Source organism: Sphingopyxis bauzanensis (assembly GCF_002205675.1).
Lineage (GTDB): Bacteria > Pseudomonadota > Alphaproteobacteria > Sphingomonadales > Sphingomonadaceae > Sphingopyxis > Sphingopyxis bauzanensis.
This window is the reverse complement of sequence record NZ_NISK01000004.1, coordinates 122,824-141,466: the sequence shown is the minus strand read 5'-3', so window position 1 is coordinate 141,466 and position 18,643 is coordinate 122,824. Positions and strand designations below refer to the sequence as shown.

At 64.9% G+C, this 18,643-nt stretch carries 21 protein-coding genes; 9 read left to right on the top strand and 12 right to left on the bottom strand.

From position 1 onward, the window contains the following. Positions 1 to 44 precede the first annotated feature (44 nt). The 4 genes from CDQ92_RS16105 to CDQ92_RS16090 all read left to right on the top strand — a co-directional run bounded on the left by CDQ92_RS16105 (position 45) and on the right by CDQ92_RS16090 (position 3,066). A complete protein-coding gene (locus CDQ92_RS16105) occupies positions 45 to 530 on the top strand; it encodes a GNAT family N-acetyltransferase (RefSeq protein ID WP_373289650.1) in 486 nt (161 codons plus the stop codon). 174 nt (positions 531 to 704) lie between these two features. Next, complete coding sequence (locus CDQ92_RS16100) at positions 705 to 1,289, top strand: DUF1285 domain-containing protein (protein ID WP_088443387.1); 585 nt, start codon at positions 705 to 707, stop codon at positions 1,287 to 1,289. After that, on the top strand, positions 1,289 to 1,873 hold the full coding sequence (locus CDQ92_RS16095) for a CoA pyrophosphatase (protein ID WP_088442553.1): 585 nt from the start codon (positions 1,289 to 1,291) through the stop codon (positions 1,871 to 1,873). Before CDQ92_RS16100 ends, CDQ92_RS16095 begins: the two co-directional genes overlap by 1 nt. After that, positions 1,870 to 3,066, top strand: a complete 1,197-nt coding sequence (locus CDQ92_RS16090; RefSeq protein WP_088442551.1) for a CCA tRNA nucleotidyltransferase — start codon at positions 1,870 to 1,872, stop codon at positions 3,064 to 3,066. The genes CDQ92_RS16095 and CDQ92_RS16090 overlap by 4 nt, the downstream gene beginning before the upstream one ends. Here CDQ92_RS16090 and CDQ92_RS16085 read toward each other — a convergent pair. Beyond that, entirely contained in the window at positions 3,039 to 4,721 is a 1,683-nt protein-coding gene (locus CDQ92_RS16085) for a putative bifunctional diguanylate cyclase/phosphodiesterase (RefSeq protein WP_229667428.1), read from the bottom strand. The two genes, CDQ92_RS16090 and CDQ92_RS16085, sit on opposite strands and share 28 nt — an antisense overlap. A gap of 89 nt (positions 4,722 to 4,810) precedes the next feature. Then, complete coding sequence (parC, locus tag CDQ92_RS16080; RefSeq protein ID WP_088443385.1) at positions 4,811 to 7,111, bottom strand: DNA topoisomerase IV subunit A; 2,301 nt, start codon at positions 7,109 to 7,111, stop codon at positions 4,811 to 4,813. Positions 7,112 to 7,210: 99 nt separating this feature from the next. On the opposite strand from parC, the gene CDQ92_RS16075 reads away from it, so the two are divergent. Then, positions 7,211 to 8,548 (top strand): acyltransferase family protein, encoded by a 1,338-nt coding sequence (locus tag CDQ92_RS16075; protein WP_088442547.1) that lies wholly within the window; start codon positions 7,211 to 7,213, stop codon positions 8,546 to 8,548. Between the two features lie 216 nt (positions 8,549 to 8,764). On the opposite strand, the gene CDQ92_RS16070 is transcribed toward CDQ92_RS16075, so the two are convergent. Further along, the gene (locus CDQ92_RS16070) at positions 8,765 to 10,171 is read right to left on the bottom strand and encodes a M20/M25/M40 family metallo-hydrolase (RefSeq protein WP_088442545.1); all 1,407 of its coding nucleotides are present in this window, start codon (positions 10,169 to 10,171) and stop codon (positions 8,765 to 8,767) included. Between the two features lie 126 nt (positions 10,172 to 10,297). Here CDQ92_RS16070 and CDQ92_RS16065 point away from each other — a divergent pair, with 126 nt between their 5' ends. The 3 genes from CDQ92_RS16065 to CDQ92_RS16055 are packed head-to-tail and all read left to right on the top strand — an operon-like array spanning position 10,298 to position 12,155. Further along, on the top strand, positions 10,298 to 10,936 hold the full coding sequence (locus CDQ92_RS16065; RefSeq protein ID WP_088442543.1) for a lysophospholipid acyltransferase family protein: 639 nt from the start codon (positions 10,298 to 10,300) through the stop codon (positions 10,934 to 10,936). After that, positions 10,933 to 11,751 carry a DUF1295 domain-containing protein gene (locus CDQ92_RS16060; RefSeq protein ID WP_088442541.1) on the top strand — a complete coding sequence of 273 codons (819 nt, stop codon included), beginning with the start codon at positions 10,933 to 10,935 and terminating at the stop codon, positions 11,749 to 11,751. The genes CDQ92_RS16065 and CDQ92_RS16060 overlap by 4 nt, the downstream gene beginning before the upstream one ends. Then, the gene (locus CDQ92_RS16055; RefSeq protein ID WP_088442539.1) at positions 11,727 to 12,155 is read left to right on the top strand and encodes a ribose-phosphate pyrophosphokinase; all 429 of its coding nucleotides are present in this window, start codon (positions 11,727 to 11,729) and stop codon (positions 12,153 to 12,155) included. Before CDQ92_RS16060 ends, CDQ92_RS16055 begins: the two co-directional genes overlap by 25 nt. Here CDQ92_RS16055 and CDQ92_RS16050 read toward each other — a convergent pair. Continuing rightward, entirely contained in the window at positions 12,141 to 13,193 is a 1,053-nt protein-coding gene (locus CDQ92_RS16050) for an alpha/beta hydrolase family protein (RefSeq protein ID WP_158213880.1), read from the bottom strand. The genes CDQ92_RS16055 and CDQ92_RS16050 overlap by 15 nt on opposite strands. Positions 13,194 to 13,211: 18 nt before the next feature. Then, entirely contained in the window at positions 13,212 to 14,141 is a 930-nt protein-coding gene (locus CDQ92_RS16045) for an isopenicillin N synthase family dioxygenase (protein WP_088442535.1), read from the bottom strand. Positions 14,142 to 14,265: 124 nt separating this feature from the next. On the opposite strand from CDQ92_RS16045, the gene CDQ92_RS16040 reads away from it, so the two are divergent. Continuing rightward, positions 14,266 to 14,691 (top strand): EVE domain-containing protein, encoded by a 426-nt coding sequence (locus CDQ92_RS16040; RefSeq protein ID WP_088442533.1) that lies wholly within the window; start codon positions 14,266 to 14,268, stop codon positions 14,689 to 14,691. 136 nt (positions 14,692 to 14,827) lie between these two features. Here CDQ92_RS16040 and CDQ92_RS16035 read toward each other — a convergent pair whose 3' ends face one another. From CDQ92_RS16035 to CDQ92_RS16010, 7 genes are all read right to left on the bottom strand, one after another. Further along, complete coding sequence (locus CDQ92_RS16035; protein WP_158213879.1) at positions 14,828 to 15,157, bottom strand: PilZ domain-containing protein; 330 nt, start codon at positions 15,155 to 15,157, stop codon at positions 14,828 to 14,830. Positions 15,158 to 15,245: 88 nt separating this feature from the next. Further along, positions 15,246 to 15,836 (bottom strand): SOS response-associated peptidase family protein, encoded by a 591-nt coding sequence (locus tag CDQ92_RS16030; protein WP_088443383.1) that lies wholly within the window; start codon positions 15,834 to 15,836, stop codon positions 15,246 to 15,248. 51 nt (positions 15,837 to 15,887) lie between these two features. Then, positions 15,888 to 16,061 carry a hypothetical protein gene (locus tag CDQ92_RS21210; RefSeq protein ID WP_158213878.1) on the bottom strand — a complete coding sequence of 58 codons (174 nt, stop codon included), beginning with the start codon at positions 16,059 to 16,061 and terminating at the stop codon, positions 15,888 to 15,890. Between the two features lie 57 nt (positions 16,062 to 16,118). Next, positions 16,119 to 16,520 (bottom strand): alternative ribosome rescue aminoacyl-tRNA hydrolase ArfB, encoded by a 402-nt coding sequence (gene arfB, locus CDQ92_RS16025; protein WP_088442529.1) that lies wholly within the window; start codon positions 16,518 to 16,520, stop codon positions 16,119 to 16,121. Continuing rightward, complete coding sequence (locus CDQ92_RS16020) at positions 16,513 to 17,196, bottom strand: RluA family pseudouridine synthase (RefSeq protein ID WP_088442527.1); 684 nt, start codon at positions 17,194 to 17,196, stop codon at positions 16,513 to 16,515. The genes arfB and CDQ92_RS16020 overlap by 8 nt, the downstream gene beginning before the upstream one ends. Positions 17,197 to 17,220: 24 nt before the next feature. Next, positions 17,221 to 18,027: a DODA-type extradiol aromatic ring-opening family dioxygenase gene (locus CDQ92_RS16015; RefSeq protein WP_088442525.1), complete on the bottom strand. Its 807-nt coding sequence runs from the start codon at positions 18,025 to 18,027 to the stop codon at positions 17,221 to 17,223. Position 18,028: 1 nt separating this feature from the next. Further along, positions 18,029 to 18,625 carry an FMN-dependent NADH-azoreductase gene (locus CDQ92_RS16010; RefSeq protein WP_088442523.1) on the bottom strand — a complete coding sequence of 199 codons (597 nt, stop codon included), beginning with the start codon at positions 18,623 to 18,625 and terminating at the stop codon, positions 18,029 to 18,031. Between the last annotated feature and the right edge of the window lie 18 nt (positions 18,626 to 18,643).

Below are 18,643 nucleotides of genomic sequence, written 5' to 3'. Positions count from 1 at the left end.
CCGCCGCATTAGCGAAAGGGCGCGCGTTGGTCGAGTTACTTCCATTGTCGGACATCGAACCGCAGGCGGTGGATGATCTCCTCGACGCCGCTTTCGGGGCCGACCGCTTTGGACGAACCGCGTATCGCATCCGCGAAGGCGTGGATGCGATCCCCCAACTCAGTTTCGCCCTGATCGACGATGGCGCGTTGATCGGCACCATCCAGTGCTGGCCGGTCGCGCATCGCGCGGTCGATGGTGCGGCGACGCCGCTGGTGATGGTCGGTCCGGTCGCGGTGCGTCCCGACCTCCAGCGTGGCGGTCACGGTCGGGTGTTGATGGCGCATATGTTGGATGCGGCGGAAAGCGCGGCCGACGGCGCGCTGATGATGATTGGCGATCCCGAATATTATGGGCGATTCTTCGGCTTTGACGCTGACGCGACGGGAGCGTGGGATTTGCCAGGGCCGTTCGAGCAGCGGCGTTTGCTGGCGCGCGCGCTGAATCGGCATGACCTGCCGACCGGCGCGGGGATGATCGGGCCGCGTTAGGCCCCCTGCCCCTGCGAAGGCAGGGGCCCATCACCTGAGTTTTCGCCCTGGCCAACCGCTCGATGGGGGACGCATAGGGCCGATGACGGGCCCCTGCCTTCGCAGGGGCACGGCCTAGTGGTTAGACCTACGCTGCGACTTGCACGATCCGTTGGCCCCCCTATGTCGGTTGCCATGGTCACCCCGGCGCCTTCACTCCCCAAAGACTTCTCGCAGCTCTCGCTCACCGAAGCTGCCGAACTGCTCGCGGCGCGCAAGCTGCCGCCGGTTGACCAATGGCACCCGGAGCGCAGCGGCGACAGTTTTATGGAAATCCGCGCCGACGGCAGCTGGTATCATGAGGGCGGGCGGATCAACCGGCCCGCGATGGTGAAGCTGTTCTCGACGATCCTGCGCCGTGAAGCCGATGGCAGCCATGTCCTCGTCACGCCCGCCGAACGGCTCCGCATCGCGGTCGAGGACACGCCGTTTCGCGCCGTCGAAATGAAGAGCGAGGGCGAAGGCGCGGCGCGCCAGCTCGTCTTCCGGCTCGACTCCGACGACCTTGTTATGGCCGGACCCGATCATCTGCTAACCTTCGGAAGCAATCCCGACAGCCCCGACCCGCGGCTGCATGTCCGCGGCGCCATCGGCAACGGGCTCGACGCGCGGATCGATCGCGCGCTTTATTACGAGATCGTCGAGATGGCGCTCGCCGACCAAAGCGATCCGCCCGCGATCTGGTCGAATGGCGCGCAATTTCCACTGGTCGATCGCTGATGCTGTCGGCGAAGCTGCGCGCTGCGCTCGACAATCTGCTGCCCGATGCGGGGGAGGATGAGGCATATCTGGGTACGCCCACCTTGCGCGATGCCGCGGTACTGGTCGCCTTTACCGATCGCCCCGACCCCGGCGTCATTCTGACCCAACGCCCGCAATGGCTGCGCAGCCACGCGGGGCAGGTCGCCTTTCCGGGTGGTAAGATCGACCCCGACGACCGCGATGCGATAGACGCGGCGCTGCGCGAGGCCGAGGAGGAGATCGGGCTCAACCCCCGCGACGTGATGGTGGCGGGGGTGACCGAACCCTATCGGTCTGGCAGCGGTTACATCATCACCCCGGTGCTGGGCGTCATCCCGCCCGACCTGCCGCTCGACCCCAATCCCGACGAGGTCGAGGACTGGTTCGAAGTGCCGCTCGACATATTGTTCGATCCCGCCAATTATGCGCGTCAGCAGGCGCATTGGCAGGGTCAGGACCGGCATTATTACGACATGGACTGGCAAGGACGCAGGATCTGGGGCGTGACGGCGGGGATCATCATCAATCTGGCGCGGCGGATGCCGGCGGGCTGGCACCGGTGAGCGTGCTGCCCGATGCCGAATGGCGGGTGAGGCCGGGGCTGCGCCGCATCGTCGCGGCGCTCGGCAGCGACGGCGGGGCGGTGAAGATCGTCGGCGGCGCGGTGCGCGACACGCTGCTGGCGCTGCCGGTGACCGACATCGACCTGGCGACGCCATTGTTGCCGGACGAGGTGACGCGGCGGCTGGAGACGGCGGATATAAAGGTGATTCCGACTGGCATTGCGCATGGCACCGTCACTGCGGTCGCGAGCGGCGATCATCACGAGATCACGACGCTGCGCCACGATGTCGAAACCGACGGCCGCCGCGCGATGGTCGCTTTCGCCAGCGAGTGGTACGACGATGCGGCGCGGCGCGATTTCACGATCAACGCGCTCTATGCCGATCCCGAAACCGGGGCAGTCGATGACTATTTCGGCGGCATTGCCGATCTGCACAGCGGCTGCGTGCGCTTTATCGGCGATGCCGCAACGCGGATCGCCGAGGATCATCTGCGCATCCTGCGTTACTATCGCTTTGCGGCGCGCTTCGGGCGCGGCGATCTTGATGCGGTCAGCCACGCCGCGGTGGTGACTGCGCGCCAGTCGCTCAAAAGCCTGTCGCGCGAACGCATCGCCGACGAGCTGATGAAGATTTTGACGTTGTCTGATCCGCGTGCGATTGTTGGCCAGATGGCGGTCGACGGCATTTTTGCGGTGCTGCTGCCCGAACTCGATCCGGATTTTGCCGTCACGTTCGACTGCCTGCTCGCCAACGAAGCCGCCGCCAGGGCCGATGTGGCGGCGCACCGCCGTCTTGCGGCGCTACTCCCCGCCGATCGCGCGATCGCCGAGCACGTGGCGAGCCGCCTGCGGCTATCGACGCGGCAGCGCAAATATCTGGGCGCCGTGGCCGAGCATCGCGGCGACGTCGCGCGGCCGATCCGGCAGCTTGCGCATACGATCGGGGTCGAGGCGGCGCGCGACGTGCATCTGATCGCGGGGGACGCTGCCGCGGTGCGCGATCTGACGGGATGGGCGGTGCCGCAGCTGCCAGTCAAAGGCGGCGACATCGTCGCGCGCGGGATTGCGGTCGGGCCAGAGGTTGCGCGCATCCTGAAGGATATCGAGGCGGCGTGGGTGGCCGAGGATTTTCCCGATGCGGCGCGCGTCGTGGAACTCGTCAATCAGAAGATCGGGCGCACCAGCGACTGACGCCAGAAATCGAGCGCCGCGGCGCCTTCCAGCGGCCGCGCAAACAAATAACCCTGCCCGAAATCGCAGCCGAGCGCCGACAGCAGTCGTGCCTGATCGGTGGTTTCGACCCCCTCGGCGGTGGTCTTCATCCCCAGCACTTCGGCGAGGCTCTGGATCGTGCGGACGATTGCCACTTTGTCGCGGTCGTCGACCATATGCTCGACAAAGCTGCGGTCGATCTTGAGCACGTCGAGCGGTAGACGCTGGAGATAGGCCAAGTTCGAATAGCCGGTGCCGAAATCGTCCATCGCAACGCGCGCGTCGAGCGCCTTCAGCTCGCTGAGCACCGACAGCGCGAGATCGGGGTCGCCGATGATTGCGCTTTCGGTGAGTTCGATCATCAGCCGCTCGCCGCCGATCTTGTGCTTTTCGAGCGCGCCCCGCACCACCGCAGCGACATCGTCGCGCAGCAACTGGATCGCCGAGACATTGACCGAGACATAGCAATCGACCGTCTCGCCACCATTTTGTTTGTCCCAGTCGGCGAGCACCGCCGCCGCCTTGCCGATCGCCCATTGGCCGAGCGGGACGATCAGCCCCGAATCCTCGGCGATCGGGATGAATTCGCTGGGCGAAATCGCATGCCCGTCCTGTTTGTCCCAGCGCGCAAGCGCTTCGAAGCCGGCAACCTTGCCGGTCGCAAGCTCGATCAGTGGCTGAAAAGCCAGATGGAGCCGGTCTTCCTCGATCGCATTGCGCAATTCGGTTTCGAGCCCGAAGCGATTGTCCGACAGCATTGCCGATTCGGGTTCGTAAATTTCGATGCGATCGGTCTGTTTGGCGCGTTTCAGCGCGATCTGGGCGTGGCGGATCTGGTCGGCGACGTCGATTTCGGTCGCGGGCTGGATCGCGCAGCCGAGCGCGCAATCGACGCTGACCTTCAGATCGCCGATCCGGAAAGGATGATCGAAACAGCCGCGGATACGACGCGCCATTTCGCGCACATCGGCGCGGCCACCCGCAACGCGGGTCGAAATGGCGAATTCATCGCCGCCGGTGCGGGCCAAAATGTCCCCGCTGCGCAAGGATGATTTCAGCCGTCGCGCGACGGTTATAATCAGCTCGTCGCCCGCCATCGGGCCGATATGTTCGTTGATGCGGCTGAAGCGCGCGAGGTCGAGCAGGAGGACGGCATGGTCGGTGCCGATGCCGTCGGTGACGCCGCGCTGTTCGACCATTTCTTCGAACCCGGCGCGATTTGGCAGGCCGGTCAGGCTGTCAGACACCAGTTCGCGGCGCAGGTTGCGCTCGGTCATCATTTCCTGGGTGCGGTCGATCAGCGTCAGCAGGAACAGGCTTTCGTCGCCCGATTCGGTGGGCAGCGGCCCGATCGATCCGCGCAGGTCGCGCGCCGCGACGCCATCGCCCAGCTGGCAGCTGAATTCCTGCGTGTCATCGGGGGATTGCGCCGCGCGTTCGACGGCGCGCAAGAGCTGGATCGGGGCGTCGGCCCCAGCGGGCGACAGACTCAGCCGGTCGAATGCAGCATTGCTGGCGTGCAGGCGAAAATTGCCGCGCGCGAGCGGGCGGATCAGCGCCGCTGGCACCGGGAGCGCGTCGATCCAGCCGACAAACAACAAGGGCCGGTCTTCACCGGTTCGATCAAGTGGCATAACAGCGGGTTTTGTGCGACCTTTCCCCATTGGCATATGCTTATGGGGCGGGGGGTAAAGAAGCTATTTACGGCAAAGGGAAAATGCGGTCAGCCGAAGCGATTGTTCCGCGGAAAGCCGGTCGGCGGCATCCGCCCCGCCGCGCCGCGCGCGACGCGCCACGGCACCAGATCGGTTTCGGTCCGCATCCGCCCCGTATCGCCGCCCATCGCCCAGCTTAGCCCGTCGGCAAAGGCAAAGCTGACTGCATCGGACAGGCCACCGTCGCGATAGCGTTGCAGCATGACCCCCTGACCCCTCGCCATCACCGGCACTTCGCTGATCGGGAAAACCACGAGCTTGCGATTTTCGCCGACAACCGCGAGGCTGTCGTCACTGGCGACGATCGGGCGCACGACCGCGAGCTGCGCGCCGGTCTTGAGGTTGACGACGTTGCGCCCCTTGCGCGTCTCTGCGACCACCTCCGCCATTTGCGCGATGAAACCATGGCCGCTTGTCGAGGCGAGCAGCAGGCGACCGTCGGCGCTCGCCGGGATCATCGCGACGATCTTAGCCTCCGGGTCGATGTCGACCATCAGCCGCAGCGGCTCGCCAAACCCGCGCCCGCCGGGCAGCTTGTCGGCGCCGATGGTGAAGAAACGCCCGTCGCTCGCCGCGATCAGAAGTTTGTCGGTGGTTTGCGCGTGCGCGGCGAACAGAAGCTCGTCGCCTTCCTTGAACTTGAACTCCGCCCATTGATTGGCCGCGACATGGCCGCGCTGGGCGCGGATCCAGCCGCGTTTCGAAAGGATGACCGTCACCGGCTCCTTCTCGATCATCGCGTCGAGCGGAATGTCGCGCGCCGGGGCAGCTTCGGCGATCGTCGTGCGGCGCGCACCGAGCAGCGTGTCGAGCCCGTAAACGGTGCGCAGCTTTTCCAGATCCTTGCGCAGCCGGGTGCGCTGGCGTTGCGGGCTTTCGACCAGTTTGACCAGCTCTTCGCGCTCGGCGGTGAGGTCCGCCTGCTCGCGCTTGAGCTCCATTTCCTCGAGCTTGCGGAGGCTCCGCAGCCGCATGTTGAGGATCGCCTCTGCCTGCCGGTCGGTCAGGATGAATTCTTCGATCATCACCGGCTTGGGCTCATCTTCGGTGCGGATGATCTCGATGATCCGGTCTAGGTTGAGGAAGGCGATGATATAGCCCGCAACCAGCTCCAGCCGGTCGTCGATCTTCGCGATCCGATGCTGCGCGCGGCGGACCAGCACGACGATCTGGTGCTGGAGCCATTCGGTGAGCAGCTGGTGCAGCCCCATCACCTTCGGCGTCCGCGTCGCGTCGAGGACGTTGAGATTGAGCGCGAAGCGGCTTTCGAGGTCGGTTAGCCGGTACAGGCTTTCCTTCAGAACATCGGGGTCGACGTTGCGGCTCTTGGGTTCGATGACGATGCGCAGATCCTCGGCGCTCTCGTCACGAACATCCTCCAGGATCGGCAATTTCTTGTCGGCGATCAGCTGCGCGATCTGTTCGATCAGCTTGCCCTTGGCGACCCCATAGGGAATCTCGCTGATCACCAGCTGCCAGGTGCCGCCAGGCAGTTTCTCGATCCCGCTGTCCTCCCAAGCGCCGTCGGCCTTGCCGGTCGAAAAGCGCGCGCGGACGCGGAAGCCGCCGCGACCGGTGGCATAGGCGTGGGCGATCGTCTCGGCGCTGTCGACGACGATGCCGCCGGTCGGAAAATCGGGGCCTTTGACATGCTCGAGCAGTTCGGACAGCTCGGCCTGCGGGTTTTCGATCAGCAGCAGCGCGGCGCCGATTACCTCGGCAGCATTGTGCGGCGGGATATTCGTCGCCATGCCGACCGCGATCCCGCTGGCGCCATTGGCGAGCAGGTTGGGGAACAGCCCCGGCATGATTTCGGGCTCTTCATCCTCGCCATTATAGGTCGGCTTGAAATCGACGGTGCCCTCGTCGAGCCCCTGCATCAGGTCGACCGCGACGCGCGTCAGCCGCGCTTCGGTGTAACGATAGGCAGCGGCATTATCGCCGTCGATATTGCCGAAATTGCCTTGGCCGTCGACGAGCGGATATCGGAGCGAGAAATCCTGCGCGAGGCGGACCATCGCATCATAGACCGCGACATCGCCGTGCGGGTGGAATTTACCGATCACGTCGCCGACGACGCGCGCGGATTTCTTGTAGCCCTGCGATGGATCGAGCCGCATCGCGCGCATCGCCCACAGCAGGCGGCGGTGGACGGGCTTCAACCCGTCGCGCAGATCGGGCAGCGAACGCGCGGTGATCGTCGATAGCGCATAGACCAGATAGCGCTCGGACAGCGCGCTGCCGAACGGCGTGTCGGTCATGCCGGGGACGGGTTCTGGATTGTCGGGATCGTCGGTGGTGGTCGCCATGGTCGCGGCGCGATAGCAAGGCTGGCGCGCCAAGGCAAAGGCTTGCGTTCGCGCCCGGCAACACTAGCTTGTTCGATCAATCGCAAGAGGGACGACAACTTGAACGAAACCACTGGCGCCGTTCGCAAAAACATCTGGTCCCGCGCGAAAGACATGGCGCAAAAGTCGCCACCCGAACGCAATCGCTACGTCGATTTCCTGCGCGCGCTGTCGATTTTGGCGGTCGTCGTCGGGCATTGGCTCGTCGCTGCGCCCTATATGAAGGACGGTGCGGTCGAGGGTGGGCATCTGCTCGGTATCTTGCCGTGGACGCAGTGGCTGACCTTGGGGTTTCAGGTGATGCCGCTGTTCTTCCTTGTCGGCGGTTTTTCGAACGGCTTGTCGTGGGCCGCGGCGCGGCGCAAGGGTGGCAGCTATGCCAGCTGGTACGGCGGGCGATTGCAGCGGCTGATCAACCCGGTGCTGCCGCTGTTCCTGATCTGGACGTTGGTCGCGATGTTCGGGACTCTGCTAGGGATCGAACGCGGCGTGGTCGCAATGGCGGCGCAGCTCGCGCTGATCCCGGTGTGGTTCCTCGCGGTTTATCTGATGGTCGCGGCGGTCGTGCCGCTGACGTGGATGGCGTGGCAGCGGCTCGGCTTCGCGTCTTTCTGGATGCTCGTCGCGGGGGCGGTGCTGATTGACGTCGCGGTGCTGCGCTTCGACGTGCCGTATGTGAATTTCCTCAACTTCGCTTTCGTGTGGCTGGCGATCCACCAGCTGGGTTTTGCGTGGAGCGAGGGACGGCTGGCGCCGAATAATGCGCTATGGTGGGGCGTCGGCGGACTGGCCGCGCTCGGCCTGCTCGTCGGTGTTGGCCCCTATCCGGTCGCGATGATCGGGGTGCCGGGGGCGGGGCTCAGCAATTCGATGCCGCCGACGCTCGCGCTGCTCGCGCTCGGCATCGCGCAAAGCGGCTTCGCGCTGGCGCTCGAACCCGCGGGGCGGCGGATGCTCGACAAGATTCGCATCTGGACCGCTGTGGTGCTCGTCAACGGCATGATCATGACGATCTATCTTTGGCACCTCACCGCGTTCGTCCTCGTCATGATCGCGGCCTGGCTGCTTGGCGGTATTGGGCTCAACGTTCCGCCGGGCAGTGCCGCGTGGTGGCTCGCGCGGCCGATCTGGTTTGCGCTCTATATCGCGGCGCTGTTTCCGCTGATCATGGCATTTGCCCGCTACGAGCGTGCGAGCGGCAGCGACAAGGCGGTTGCGCACTGGCGTCTAATCGCCGGGCTCCTACTCATCTGCGCCGGGCTCGGCGCGACCGCGGCGATCAGCATTGCGAGCCCCGAAGGCGTCACCGGAGTGAGGCTATGGCTGGTTGCGCTGCCGTTCGTCGGGGCGGCGGTTGCGCAGTTTGGACCGGTGCATCGGCTGGCGCGGTCGGGGTGAGGGTTGGTTTTTTAGCGTCCGCGATGACGATGAGGAGAAAATCCTCCCTGTCGCGCAGCGAAGCGAGGGGTGGAGGGGCAGCGACGTTTGCGCCTATTGACCCTCCGTCAGCGCTTCGCGCTGCCACCTCCCCATGGCTGCGCCATAGGGAGGATAAAAGGTGGTAAGCCGTCGTGCGCTGCACTTTTAAGATCCGGCCTGTCAGTTCCGCGGCCGCTAATCCGCATAAGCCTTCACCAGATCGAACATATAGTCGCGCCCGACATACACCGACTTGACCTCCATCCGCTCGTTCAGGCCGTGCGCGCCGTTGCCGTCGGGGTCGCCCCACATGCCCGGGATGCCATAGGTCGGGATGCCGACCGCGCCCAGGAAGGTCGCGTCGGTATAGCCGTTCGCCATCGACGGGATGACCTTCAGCCCCGGCCAATATTTGGCGACCAGCATTTCCATCGGGCCGGTGATCTTGGGATCGAGCGGGGGGGCGGGCGGGGCGGGGCGTTTGGGGGGCAGCTGGGTGATGGTGACGCCGGGGTCGCCGATCACCGTCGCCAGTTCGTCCCTGATCGATTCGATCCTGTGGCCCGGAAAGATGCGGCAGTTGATGTTGGCACCGGCGCGCTGCGGCAGCGCGTTGGCGGCGTGACCGCCATCGAGCAAGGTCGCGACGCAGGTGGTGCGTAAATTGCTGTGCAGGAACGGATCCTTGTTGACGATCGCTTCGGCATCCTTGTCGGCGTTGTTCTTGGCCAGCGCGACCATCGCGTTACCGATCGCATCGCCGCGCACCGCGCCTGCCTCGGCAAAATAGCGCCGCGTCGTGGCGGTCATTTCGAGCGGAAAGCGATAATCCTCGATCTTCGTTACCGCGCGCGCCAGTTGATAGATCGCGTTGTCAGGCACCGGCGCCGAGCTGTGACCGCCGGAGTTGCGGGTCTCGAGGCGGAAATTGGCGAAGGTCTTTTCGCCGACCTGCACCGACTGGCCGATTACCTTGCCCTTGCCGTCGCTGTCACCGCCGCCGCCTTCATTGAGCGCAAATTCGGCGTCGATCAGGTCGCGTTTGTTCGCCGCCAGCCATTCGATACCGTTGAACGCGCCATTGGTTTCCTCGCCGCATGTCAGCGCCATCTTGACGGTGCGTTTGGGCTTATAGCCCTGCTGCTGGAACCGGATCAGCGTGTCGACCCACACCGCCGCCTGCGATTTGATGTCGGCGGTGCCGCGGCCGTAAAAATAGCCATTTTCCTCGACCATCACGAACGGGTCGCGCTCCCAATCCTCGCGCTTCGCCTCGACGACGTCGATATGCGCGATCAGCAGGATCGGTTTCGCGGTTTTCGAGGTGCCGGGATAGACGGCGACAAGCCCGCCTTCCTTGGGCTTTTCGGGGATCGCGAACAGGTTCAGCTGGCTGTCAGGGATACCCGCCGCCCGCAATCGCGTCGCCATGCGTTCGGCGGCCAGCGTGCAGCTCCCCGACGACAGCGTCGTGTTGGTTTCGACCAGTTCCTTGTAAATCTCGCGAAACGCCAGCTGGTCGGGGCGCGGCGCCGGATCGGCGGCGAGCGCGGGCGTGGTGACCGCCAGTGTGGACAGCAGCAAAGACGCCAGCATTTTCATCGAATTTCCTTCCCCGCATCGTCTTGCGAAGGGAGCAGAAAGCGCTGCGGGCCGCAACCCGTCATCGCGCCCCCTTGCGAAGCCCCGCGCTTTCGCGCAAGCCGTGCGCCGGGTAGAGGAGAGCGCGTGACGACGATTAGCGATGTTCCACCAGGGCCGGTGGCACGGATGGTGCGGCGATTGCTGCTGGAGATGTACCGGGCGCGCGGCTGGCAGGCTTTGGGACAGGTGCCCGAACCGCGGCGTTTCATCCTGATCGCGGCGCCGCACACCAGCAACTGGGACTTCGTCAATTTCCTTGGGCTCACCGCCGACCTGGGGTTGCGCGCGCATTTCATGGGCAAATTGTCGCTGTTCCGCTGGCCGCTCGGCGGCTTCATGAAACAGATGGGCGGCGTGCCGGTCGATCGCCGCGGCGGCGGCAATGTGGTCGAGCAGATGGTCGCCGAGTTCGCGCGCCGCGCCGAATTCATGCTGACCGTCGCACCCGAGGGGACGCGCGGCAAAACCACGAAATGGCGCACCGGATTTTATCAGATCGCGCTGGCGGCCAAGGTGCCGATGGTCGTCGGCTTTATGGATTACGGGACCAAGACGGGCGGGCTCGGCCCGCTGATCTGGCCCAGCGGCGATTTTCGCGCGGATATGATGAAGGTGCTCGAGGTGTATCGCACCTGCATCCCCAAAATCCCCGAGCGCGCGGTGCGTTCGATCGACGATATCGTCGGCGACGACGGCCCGGACGAGATGGAGATGCGCGCATGACCGACCCGCTGATGCTGCTGGCGCTCAATTTCGCCGGATTGCTGGGGGTGATCCTGATCCTGTGGGCGATTTCGGTGGCGATCCGCGACGTGTCGTTCATCGACGCCTTCTGGGCGTTTGGCATGGTGCTGCTCGCATGGGGCGCGGCATGGCAGGCAGGATCGGACGCGTTGCACGCCAAGCTGCTGCTCGGGCTGACCAGCCTGTGGGGGCTGCGGCTCGCGATCCATCTGGGGCTGCGCTGGGTCAAGCATGGCGAAGATCCGCGCTACGCTAAAATCCTGTTGCGGACGATGGAAACGAAGAAATGGAGTTGGGGCAAGACGGCGCTGCTCACCGTGTTCCTGACGCAGGCGCCCTTGCTGTTCATCACCTGCTTGCCGGCGCAGATCGGCATCTGGGCCAGCGGTCGCGCGGCGGCGGACGGCGTCGGTATCCTCGCGATCATCGGCGTGATCGCGGCTCTGATCGGGATTGCGTTCGAGACGATCGGCGATGCGCAGCTCGACGCGTTTCGCAAAAATCCGGCGAACAAGGGGCAGGTGCTCGACACCGGACTGTGGCACTACACCCGCCATCCCAATTATTTCGGCGACGCGCTGACCTGGTGGGGATTGTGGCTGATCGCCGCCGATATCGGGCCGTGGGTCGCGTTGGCCAGCGTGATCGGGCCGGTCTTCCTGACCTTCACCCTCACCAAATGGTCGGGTAAGGCGCTGCTCGAAAAGGGGCTGCACAAGACGCGGCCCGACTATGCCGCCTATGTCAAGCGTACGTCCGGATTCATCCCATGGCCGCCAAAGACCAAGGCATAGGCGGCGCGGCGCTGGCCGCCGACGCCAGCGCGCTCGGCGACGCCCCGCGCATCCGCGCGATCTTGACCGAAGCCGCGCGCGAAGGGCGCGCGGTCAGCTATTCCGAACTGCTCGGCGACCTGGGATTCCGCTTCACCCGGCCCAAGATGCGCGCCGTGTGCAAGACCTTGGCCGAGGTCGATCGGCTTTGCGCGCTCGACGGCGAACCCGACCTCGCGGTGCTGGTGGTGCGCGAAAGCGACCGGTTGCCGGGGCAGGGCTGGTGGGTCGGCGGGACGGCGCTGCTGCTCGGCTATGACGGCCCGTGGGAGGGCCACGCGGCGGCGCGGTTTATTCGCGAGCAGCAGCACGCGGTGTTTGATTATTGGTCGGGCGGTAGGGTCGGCCCGTCAGCTTCCTACTAACCGCTGCGCGGCGAGCCAGCTCGACAATAGCGCAAAATATTCAGGCGAATCGGGCTGTTCGGTGCCGTCGTTCTTCGGGTCTAGCGAGGTTTTGAGGTCGGCCGACATTTCCATTGCATGGTCAGCTCCGGCGATCACATGGACCTGCACTTTTGGCATGCGCGATGCCACGATGTTCAGCCGCTGCGCCGAATCGGCGACCGGCACGACGGCGTCGTCGGCGCCGTAGAGGACGAGCGTCGGCACCGTCACGGCTTCCAAATTCTTTAGCGGATCATTCTCGATTTCCTTGCGCCAGCCGGAGACTTCGCGGTCACGGAAGGTTTCGCCCATATAGAGATATTTGAACCAGGGCTTGGTCTTGATCCCATCCAGCTTCTCTTGGGCATCGGCGCGGCTGACTGTGCCGCGCATATAATTGTCGACCGCCTTGCGCGCCGCAACCATCTGATCGATGTCGGCCTGCGAATAGCCATTGGCTTTCAAATGGTTCGTTGAGGAAAAGATCATCTGGACGTCGGCGGTGACGACCGGCGCCGACACCGCGATGACAAACGCGATGTCGCGGCTTCGCGACGCAGCGAGCGGCGAGATCCAGCCGCCCTGGCTCAGACCCCAAGTACCGATGCGCCGGGGATCGATGCGCGGATCGTTTTTGAGATGCAGGACGGCGGCGATCGCATCGTCGGCAAGGATCGTGAAATTGCCCCCGGCATTTTGCGTTCCCGACTCGCCCGATCCGCGCCGGTCATAAACAAACACAGCAATGCCGAGCGCGGGGAGGATCGTTTTGAGATGATCGTAGAGCGAGGCGGTACGCAGCGGCGACGATGCGCTGTGCGTCACGACGATCGCCGTGACCGGCCTACGGCTGGCGGGCATGTAGAGCGTTCCCGCAAGCTGGGCATCGCCGCTGGTGAATTTGCGATCCTCGACCACGACCTGCGTGGTTGCAGGCGCGCTCCACGGCAGGGTGACGGCCTTGTCCGCTGCCGCTGCGGGTTGGAGCGACTCAAGGCTCGCGACGAGCGCTAACAAGCGAGCGGACGTGCGCATCTACTTCTTCAACCCAATTTCGCGCAGCCGCTCCTGCAGATACTCGTCCGCCGTAATCGACATCGGATACAGGTTCGGATGCGCGTCACCGATGCAGCTCTCCAGCGTCTCAATCGGATAGTCCGAGCGGAAGTGCAGGAAAAAGGGCATCGAATAGCGCGCCACGCTCGCGCGTCCGGCGTCGGGGTTGCGGACGCGGTGTGTGGTTGAGGGGAGTTTGTTGTTGGTCAGCCGTTGCAGCATGTCGCCGACATTTACCGCCATCGCACCCCGCGGCGGGCTGACCGGGAGCCAGCTGCCGTCCTTGTCGAGGATTTCGAGCCCGGCTTCTTCAGCGCCCAAGAGCAGCGTAATCGTGTTGATATCCTCATGCGCCTCGGCGCGGATGCCTTTTGCGGGCGCTTCGACCGGCGGATAGTGGAGCAGGCGCATCACGCTGTTGCCGTCGAGCACCGTGTCGTCGAAGAAATCGGGTGCGAGGCCAAGGTAGCGCGCGATGCCCGACAGCAATTGGCGGCCGACGCGGTCGAATTCGGCGAAGAGTTTGTCGTAAACGGCGCGGAAGCCCTCGATCTCGGCGGGCCAGACATTGTTCGGCTGCTGCGCGGCGAGGCGGTGCCCCGCGGGCAGGTCGCGGCCGACGTGCCAGAATTCCTTGAGGTCGACTTCCTTGGCGCCCTTGGCGATCTCGGTCCCGAACGGGGTGTAACCGCGCGCCCCCCCGCCGCCGGGGATGTGATAGGCGCGCTTGACCTCCTCGGGCAGCGCAAAGAAATCCTTTGCCTTCGCCCAGGCGTCGTCGATCAGCGCTGGGTCGATGCCATGATCGGTGATCATCGCGAAGCCGAAGCGTTCGAAGGACGCGCCAAAGTCCTTGGCGAACTGGTCGGCGGGCAGCGACATCGAAATGGTCGGAACAGCGGCGGTCATATCATCATCCAATTTGGGGCGGGGCGTACGCCGCCGCGACTCTGTTTCCGCATGTAGGGGTGTCGGCGGGGCAGGGAAAGAGGCTCGCTCTTTTCAAACCGCCGATGCTTGCTAAGAGAGCCACATGGCAAAATCATATTGGCTGATGAAATCCGAACCAGACGCCTATCCGTGGGAGCAGCTCGTGCGCGAAGGCACCGGCATCTGGGACGGGGTGCGAAATCATACCGCGAAGCTCAATCTGAAAGCGATGCAGGTCGGTGACGAGGCGTTGTTTTATCACAGCAATATCGGCAAGGAATGCGTGGGGATCATGCGTGTGACCGAAACCTCATTTCCCGATCCGACCGCCGACGAAGGGTCGCCGTGGGTCGTGGTGCGCGTCGAACCGGTCCGCGCGCTCAACCATCCGGTGACGCTGGCGGCGATCAAGGACGATCCCAAACTCGCCGACATGGAATTGATCCGTCAGTCGCGGCTGTCGGTCGGGCGGGTGACGCCCGAGGAGTGGAAGCATATCTTGAAGAAGTCGGAGACGGCGGAGCGCTGATCCTCCCTGTCGCGCAGCGATGGGGTGGTGGCAGCGCGAAGCGCTGACGGAGGGCCATGACGCTAGGGAGCCGCCCCTCCAACACCGCCTGCGGCGGCGGTCCCCCTCCGCACGGCTACGGCACAGGGAGGATTTTTCAGCTCTGGCGCAGCTTCACCTGCAAATGTTTCGCCACCGACGGGTGCAGCGGGTCGACGAACTCGCACCCATAGCTGTTGCCGTCGGCGCGGCGGACGACCGCCTCGAGCGGCTGCAACCCCGGCAGGTTGACCCAGATATGCTTGCCGATCTTCGGGCGGAAAAAGGTCACCATGCGAAATCCGGTCGATGACAGGTCGAACAATTCGACATCAAAGGGGTTCAGCCCCGGTTCGCGATAGCGCGCGCGCCCCTTCACCGGAGCGCGCTCGGCGCGGCGGCCGGTGACGGCGGGTCGTTTGGTTTCGATGACGAAATTGCCCAACACTGCTTTGGTCCCAGTTCTTATATGGTCATTCCCACGCTTTTAACGTGCCGGTGGTTACCTCGAAGTGAAGAGACATGGTGAATTTCGCCTACATCGGCGGGGTGTCGCTGACCGTCATCAACTGGTCGGGAAAGGGGGCGGCGAGCGCCACCGCGTCGCGCCATTCGCCGCTGAGCCAGGCGGCATGCTGGTCGGGGTGCAGGATCACCGGCATTGCGTGCGGCTGATAGCGACCGACCGGCCGGTTGGGGTCGGTGGCAAGCATCGCAAAACAGGACCAATCCTCGTCCTGGCGGTGAATCCCGGCAAAAGCGAAGATTGGGAGTGACGGCACCGAAAACCAGTGCTGGCGCCGCGCACCCTCCGGCCCCGACCAAATGGAAAAGGCGGTGGCGGGGATCAGGCAGCGCAATTCGGCGTGGCGCAGCGTCCCGATCCAGAACGGGCTTTGCAGGTTGCGGACGTGGGTCACGGGGCGATCGCCGCGCGGCGGTGGCGGCACGCCCCAAAGTTTCGGGCGCAGAAACCGGCGCGCGCCGCCGCGACCGTCGCTGACCACCACCGGTGCGGGGCGGCCGGGGGCGACATAATCTCCGGACCATGGATCGGCGCCCGCGTCGGCGCCAAAGGCCGTGGCGATTGCGGCTGCGGGGGCGTCGAGACGGTAAAGGCTGGTCATCGCACCGCGATCGCGATACGCCAAGCGTCTGTCAATTGGCGGTTCGTGTGGCTATTTGTCCCACGGCGATTTTTGTCCATTTTCAGAGCGTTGGTCGTCGCGCGCGGCGTCGACGGCGCGGTCGGCGGCGACCATCACCCCGGCGCCCATCATGCTGCAGCCGACAAAGCCCATGATGCTGAGGCAGCCGAGCCCCATCAAAACCGATTTCACGATTTCGCCCATATATCGCTCCGCTCGCTTGTCGCGGATGGCCCTAGCGCCCGAATGTAAATATGCCGTTTACTCTGCGCCGCGCACTCGTCCGCGCCCGGCTTTGACGTTGCTGCGAGCCTTCTTGCTGTCGACGCGGCGCGCCTTTGCGGCCTTGCTCGGCTTGGTCTTGATGCGGCGTTCGGGGCGAACCAGCGCAGCATCGATCAGCGCCGACAGGCGCTCGCGCGCATCGGCGCGGTTGCCTTCCTGGGTTCGGTACCGCCGTGCCAGAATGATCAGTTCGCCATCGGTGGTCATTCGGCTGCCCGCGAGCGTTTTCAATCGGTTGAACGCATCGGGGGTAAGCCCCAACGCATAGACGTTGACGCGCAGCTGGCACGCGGTCGCGACCTTGTTCACATTCTGCCCGCCCGGCCCGGTGCCGGCGAGAAACTTCTCCGAAATCGCGCTTTCCGGAATGTCAGCCACCGGTCGGGGCGGCTCCCTCCGGCGCGGTAAAGCCCAGCGCGATGAAGCTGTCGGGAAAGGGCGCTTCGGCGAATACTGACGGCTTGACGTCACGTTTTACCACTAGCCGTTCGGCGTGGAGCAAGGTGCGGGTCTTGGTGCCGCCGCGCCCGTAAACCGGATCACCGACAAGTGCGAAGCCGAGCCCTTCGAGCGCATGGACGCGGATCTGGTGCGTGCGGCCGGTTTCGGGGCGAAAGCGCAGCAAACTCCGCTCGCCCACGACCGCCAGCCTTTCCCAATGCGAAATCGACGGCTTGCCTTTCGGGTCGCCGACCATGCGCCAGCCCTCCTCGGCGGTCGATACCTTGCTCAGCGGCAGGTTGATCGTGCCGCTGTCGGCCTCCGGCACACCATCGACGATCGCCAGATACTGTTTTTCGACCTCGCGGTCCTCGAACGCGCGGGTGAAGCGACCATGCGCCTTGGGATTGCGCGCCAACAGCAGGCAGCCCGACGTGTCGCGGTCGAGCCGGTGGACCGCGAGCGGCCAGCGCTTGAAACCAAATTTGAGCAGGTCGAGATGATTCTCAAGGCTGATGCTGCCGTCGCGCGGGGCGTCGACGGGCAGGCCAGCGGGCTTGTCGATAACAAGGGCCTCGCCATCGAGGAACAGGACACGGTCTGAAAGGAGCATGGCGCGCTATAGGCGGGCTGGCGTTCAGTCGAAAGCGTAAACGTCCATCGCAAGCAGACCATAGGTCGTGCTGTGGTGCAACCGCTCGGCGCGGAGCGGCGTCCCACCCGCGCCCATCGCGACGTAAAGCGGGAGGATATGGTCGGGAGTCGGGTGGTTGTCGGCGCCGTGCGGGGCGCGTTCGACGCTATGCAGGACGTCGTCGACCGCGCCCGCTGCCATGCGATCGGCGATCCAGTCGGTGAAGCCGGTAACCCATGGCGCTGCGGGCGCGTCGATCGGCAGGCGCGCCGAGAATAGCGCGCGGAGATTGTGCGTGATGCTGCCCGACCCGATGATCAGCACGCCATCGTCGCGAAGCGGGGTCAGCGCCTGACCGAGCGTGAAATGCCATTCGGGCGAGGCGTTCGACGCGATCGACAGCTGGACGACCGGAATGTCAGCATTGGGGTAGATCAGCGACAGCGGTACCCACGCGCCATGGTCGAGCCCGCGGTCGGGGTCGGCGGTGACGGTCAGCCCGCGCTCCGCGAGCAGTCCGACAATGCGCTGCGCCAGCGCCGGATCGCCCGGCGCGGGGTAGCGCATTGCGAACAGTTCGTCGGGAAAGCCGCCGAAGTCATGAATCGTCGGCGGGGCCGGCGAGGCGGTGACCGTCGCCTTGCCGCCCTGATACGCCGCATCATGATGCGCCGACACGACCAGGATCGCGCGCGGGCGCGGCAAGACAATACCCAGCCTGGCGAGGAAATCCCGCGCCGGGCTGGGCTCGAGCGCCATCATCGGTGAGCCATGTGAAAGGAACAAGCTCGGCAGATGGCGCGTCGACATCTCAGGCGGCCTGCTTCAGCTCTTCGATGGCAGCAGTCGCGCGGCTCACTGCATCACCGTCCATCATCTGCTGGCCTGCCTCGATGACGGTCACATCTGTGATCCCGACGAAGCCGAGCACATGGCGCAGATAACCGGTCGCGAAATCATAGTCGCTGCCGACCGGCACACCGCCCGATGCCACGACCAGATACGCCTTTTTGTCCGTCAGCAGCCCTTCGGGACCGGTTTCGGTGTAGCGGAAGGTGCGGCGGGCGCGGGCGATCTGGTCGATCCATGCCTTGAGCGCAGCCGGGATAGCGAAGTTATAGACCGGGACGCCGATGACGACTGTGTCAGCGGCTTCGAGTTCGGCGATCAGCTCGTCCGATTGGGCGAGCACGGCGCGCTGGTCGTCGCTGCGGTCGGCGTCGTCGGTGAAATTAGCGCCGACCCAGCGTTCGGTCAGCAGCGCGGGCGGGGTGAGTGCCAGATCGCGGCGGGTGACGGCGCTGCCATAGCCCTGTTCGACGAGGCGGGTGACGAGCTGGTCGGCGAGCTGGCGGGTGGTCGAACCGCTGTGGCGGGCCGAGGCATCGATGCGTAGAATATGGGACATATGATGACTCCTATGATT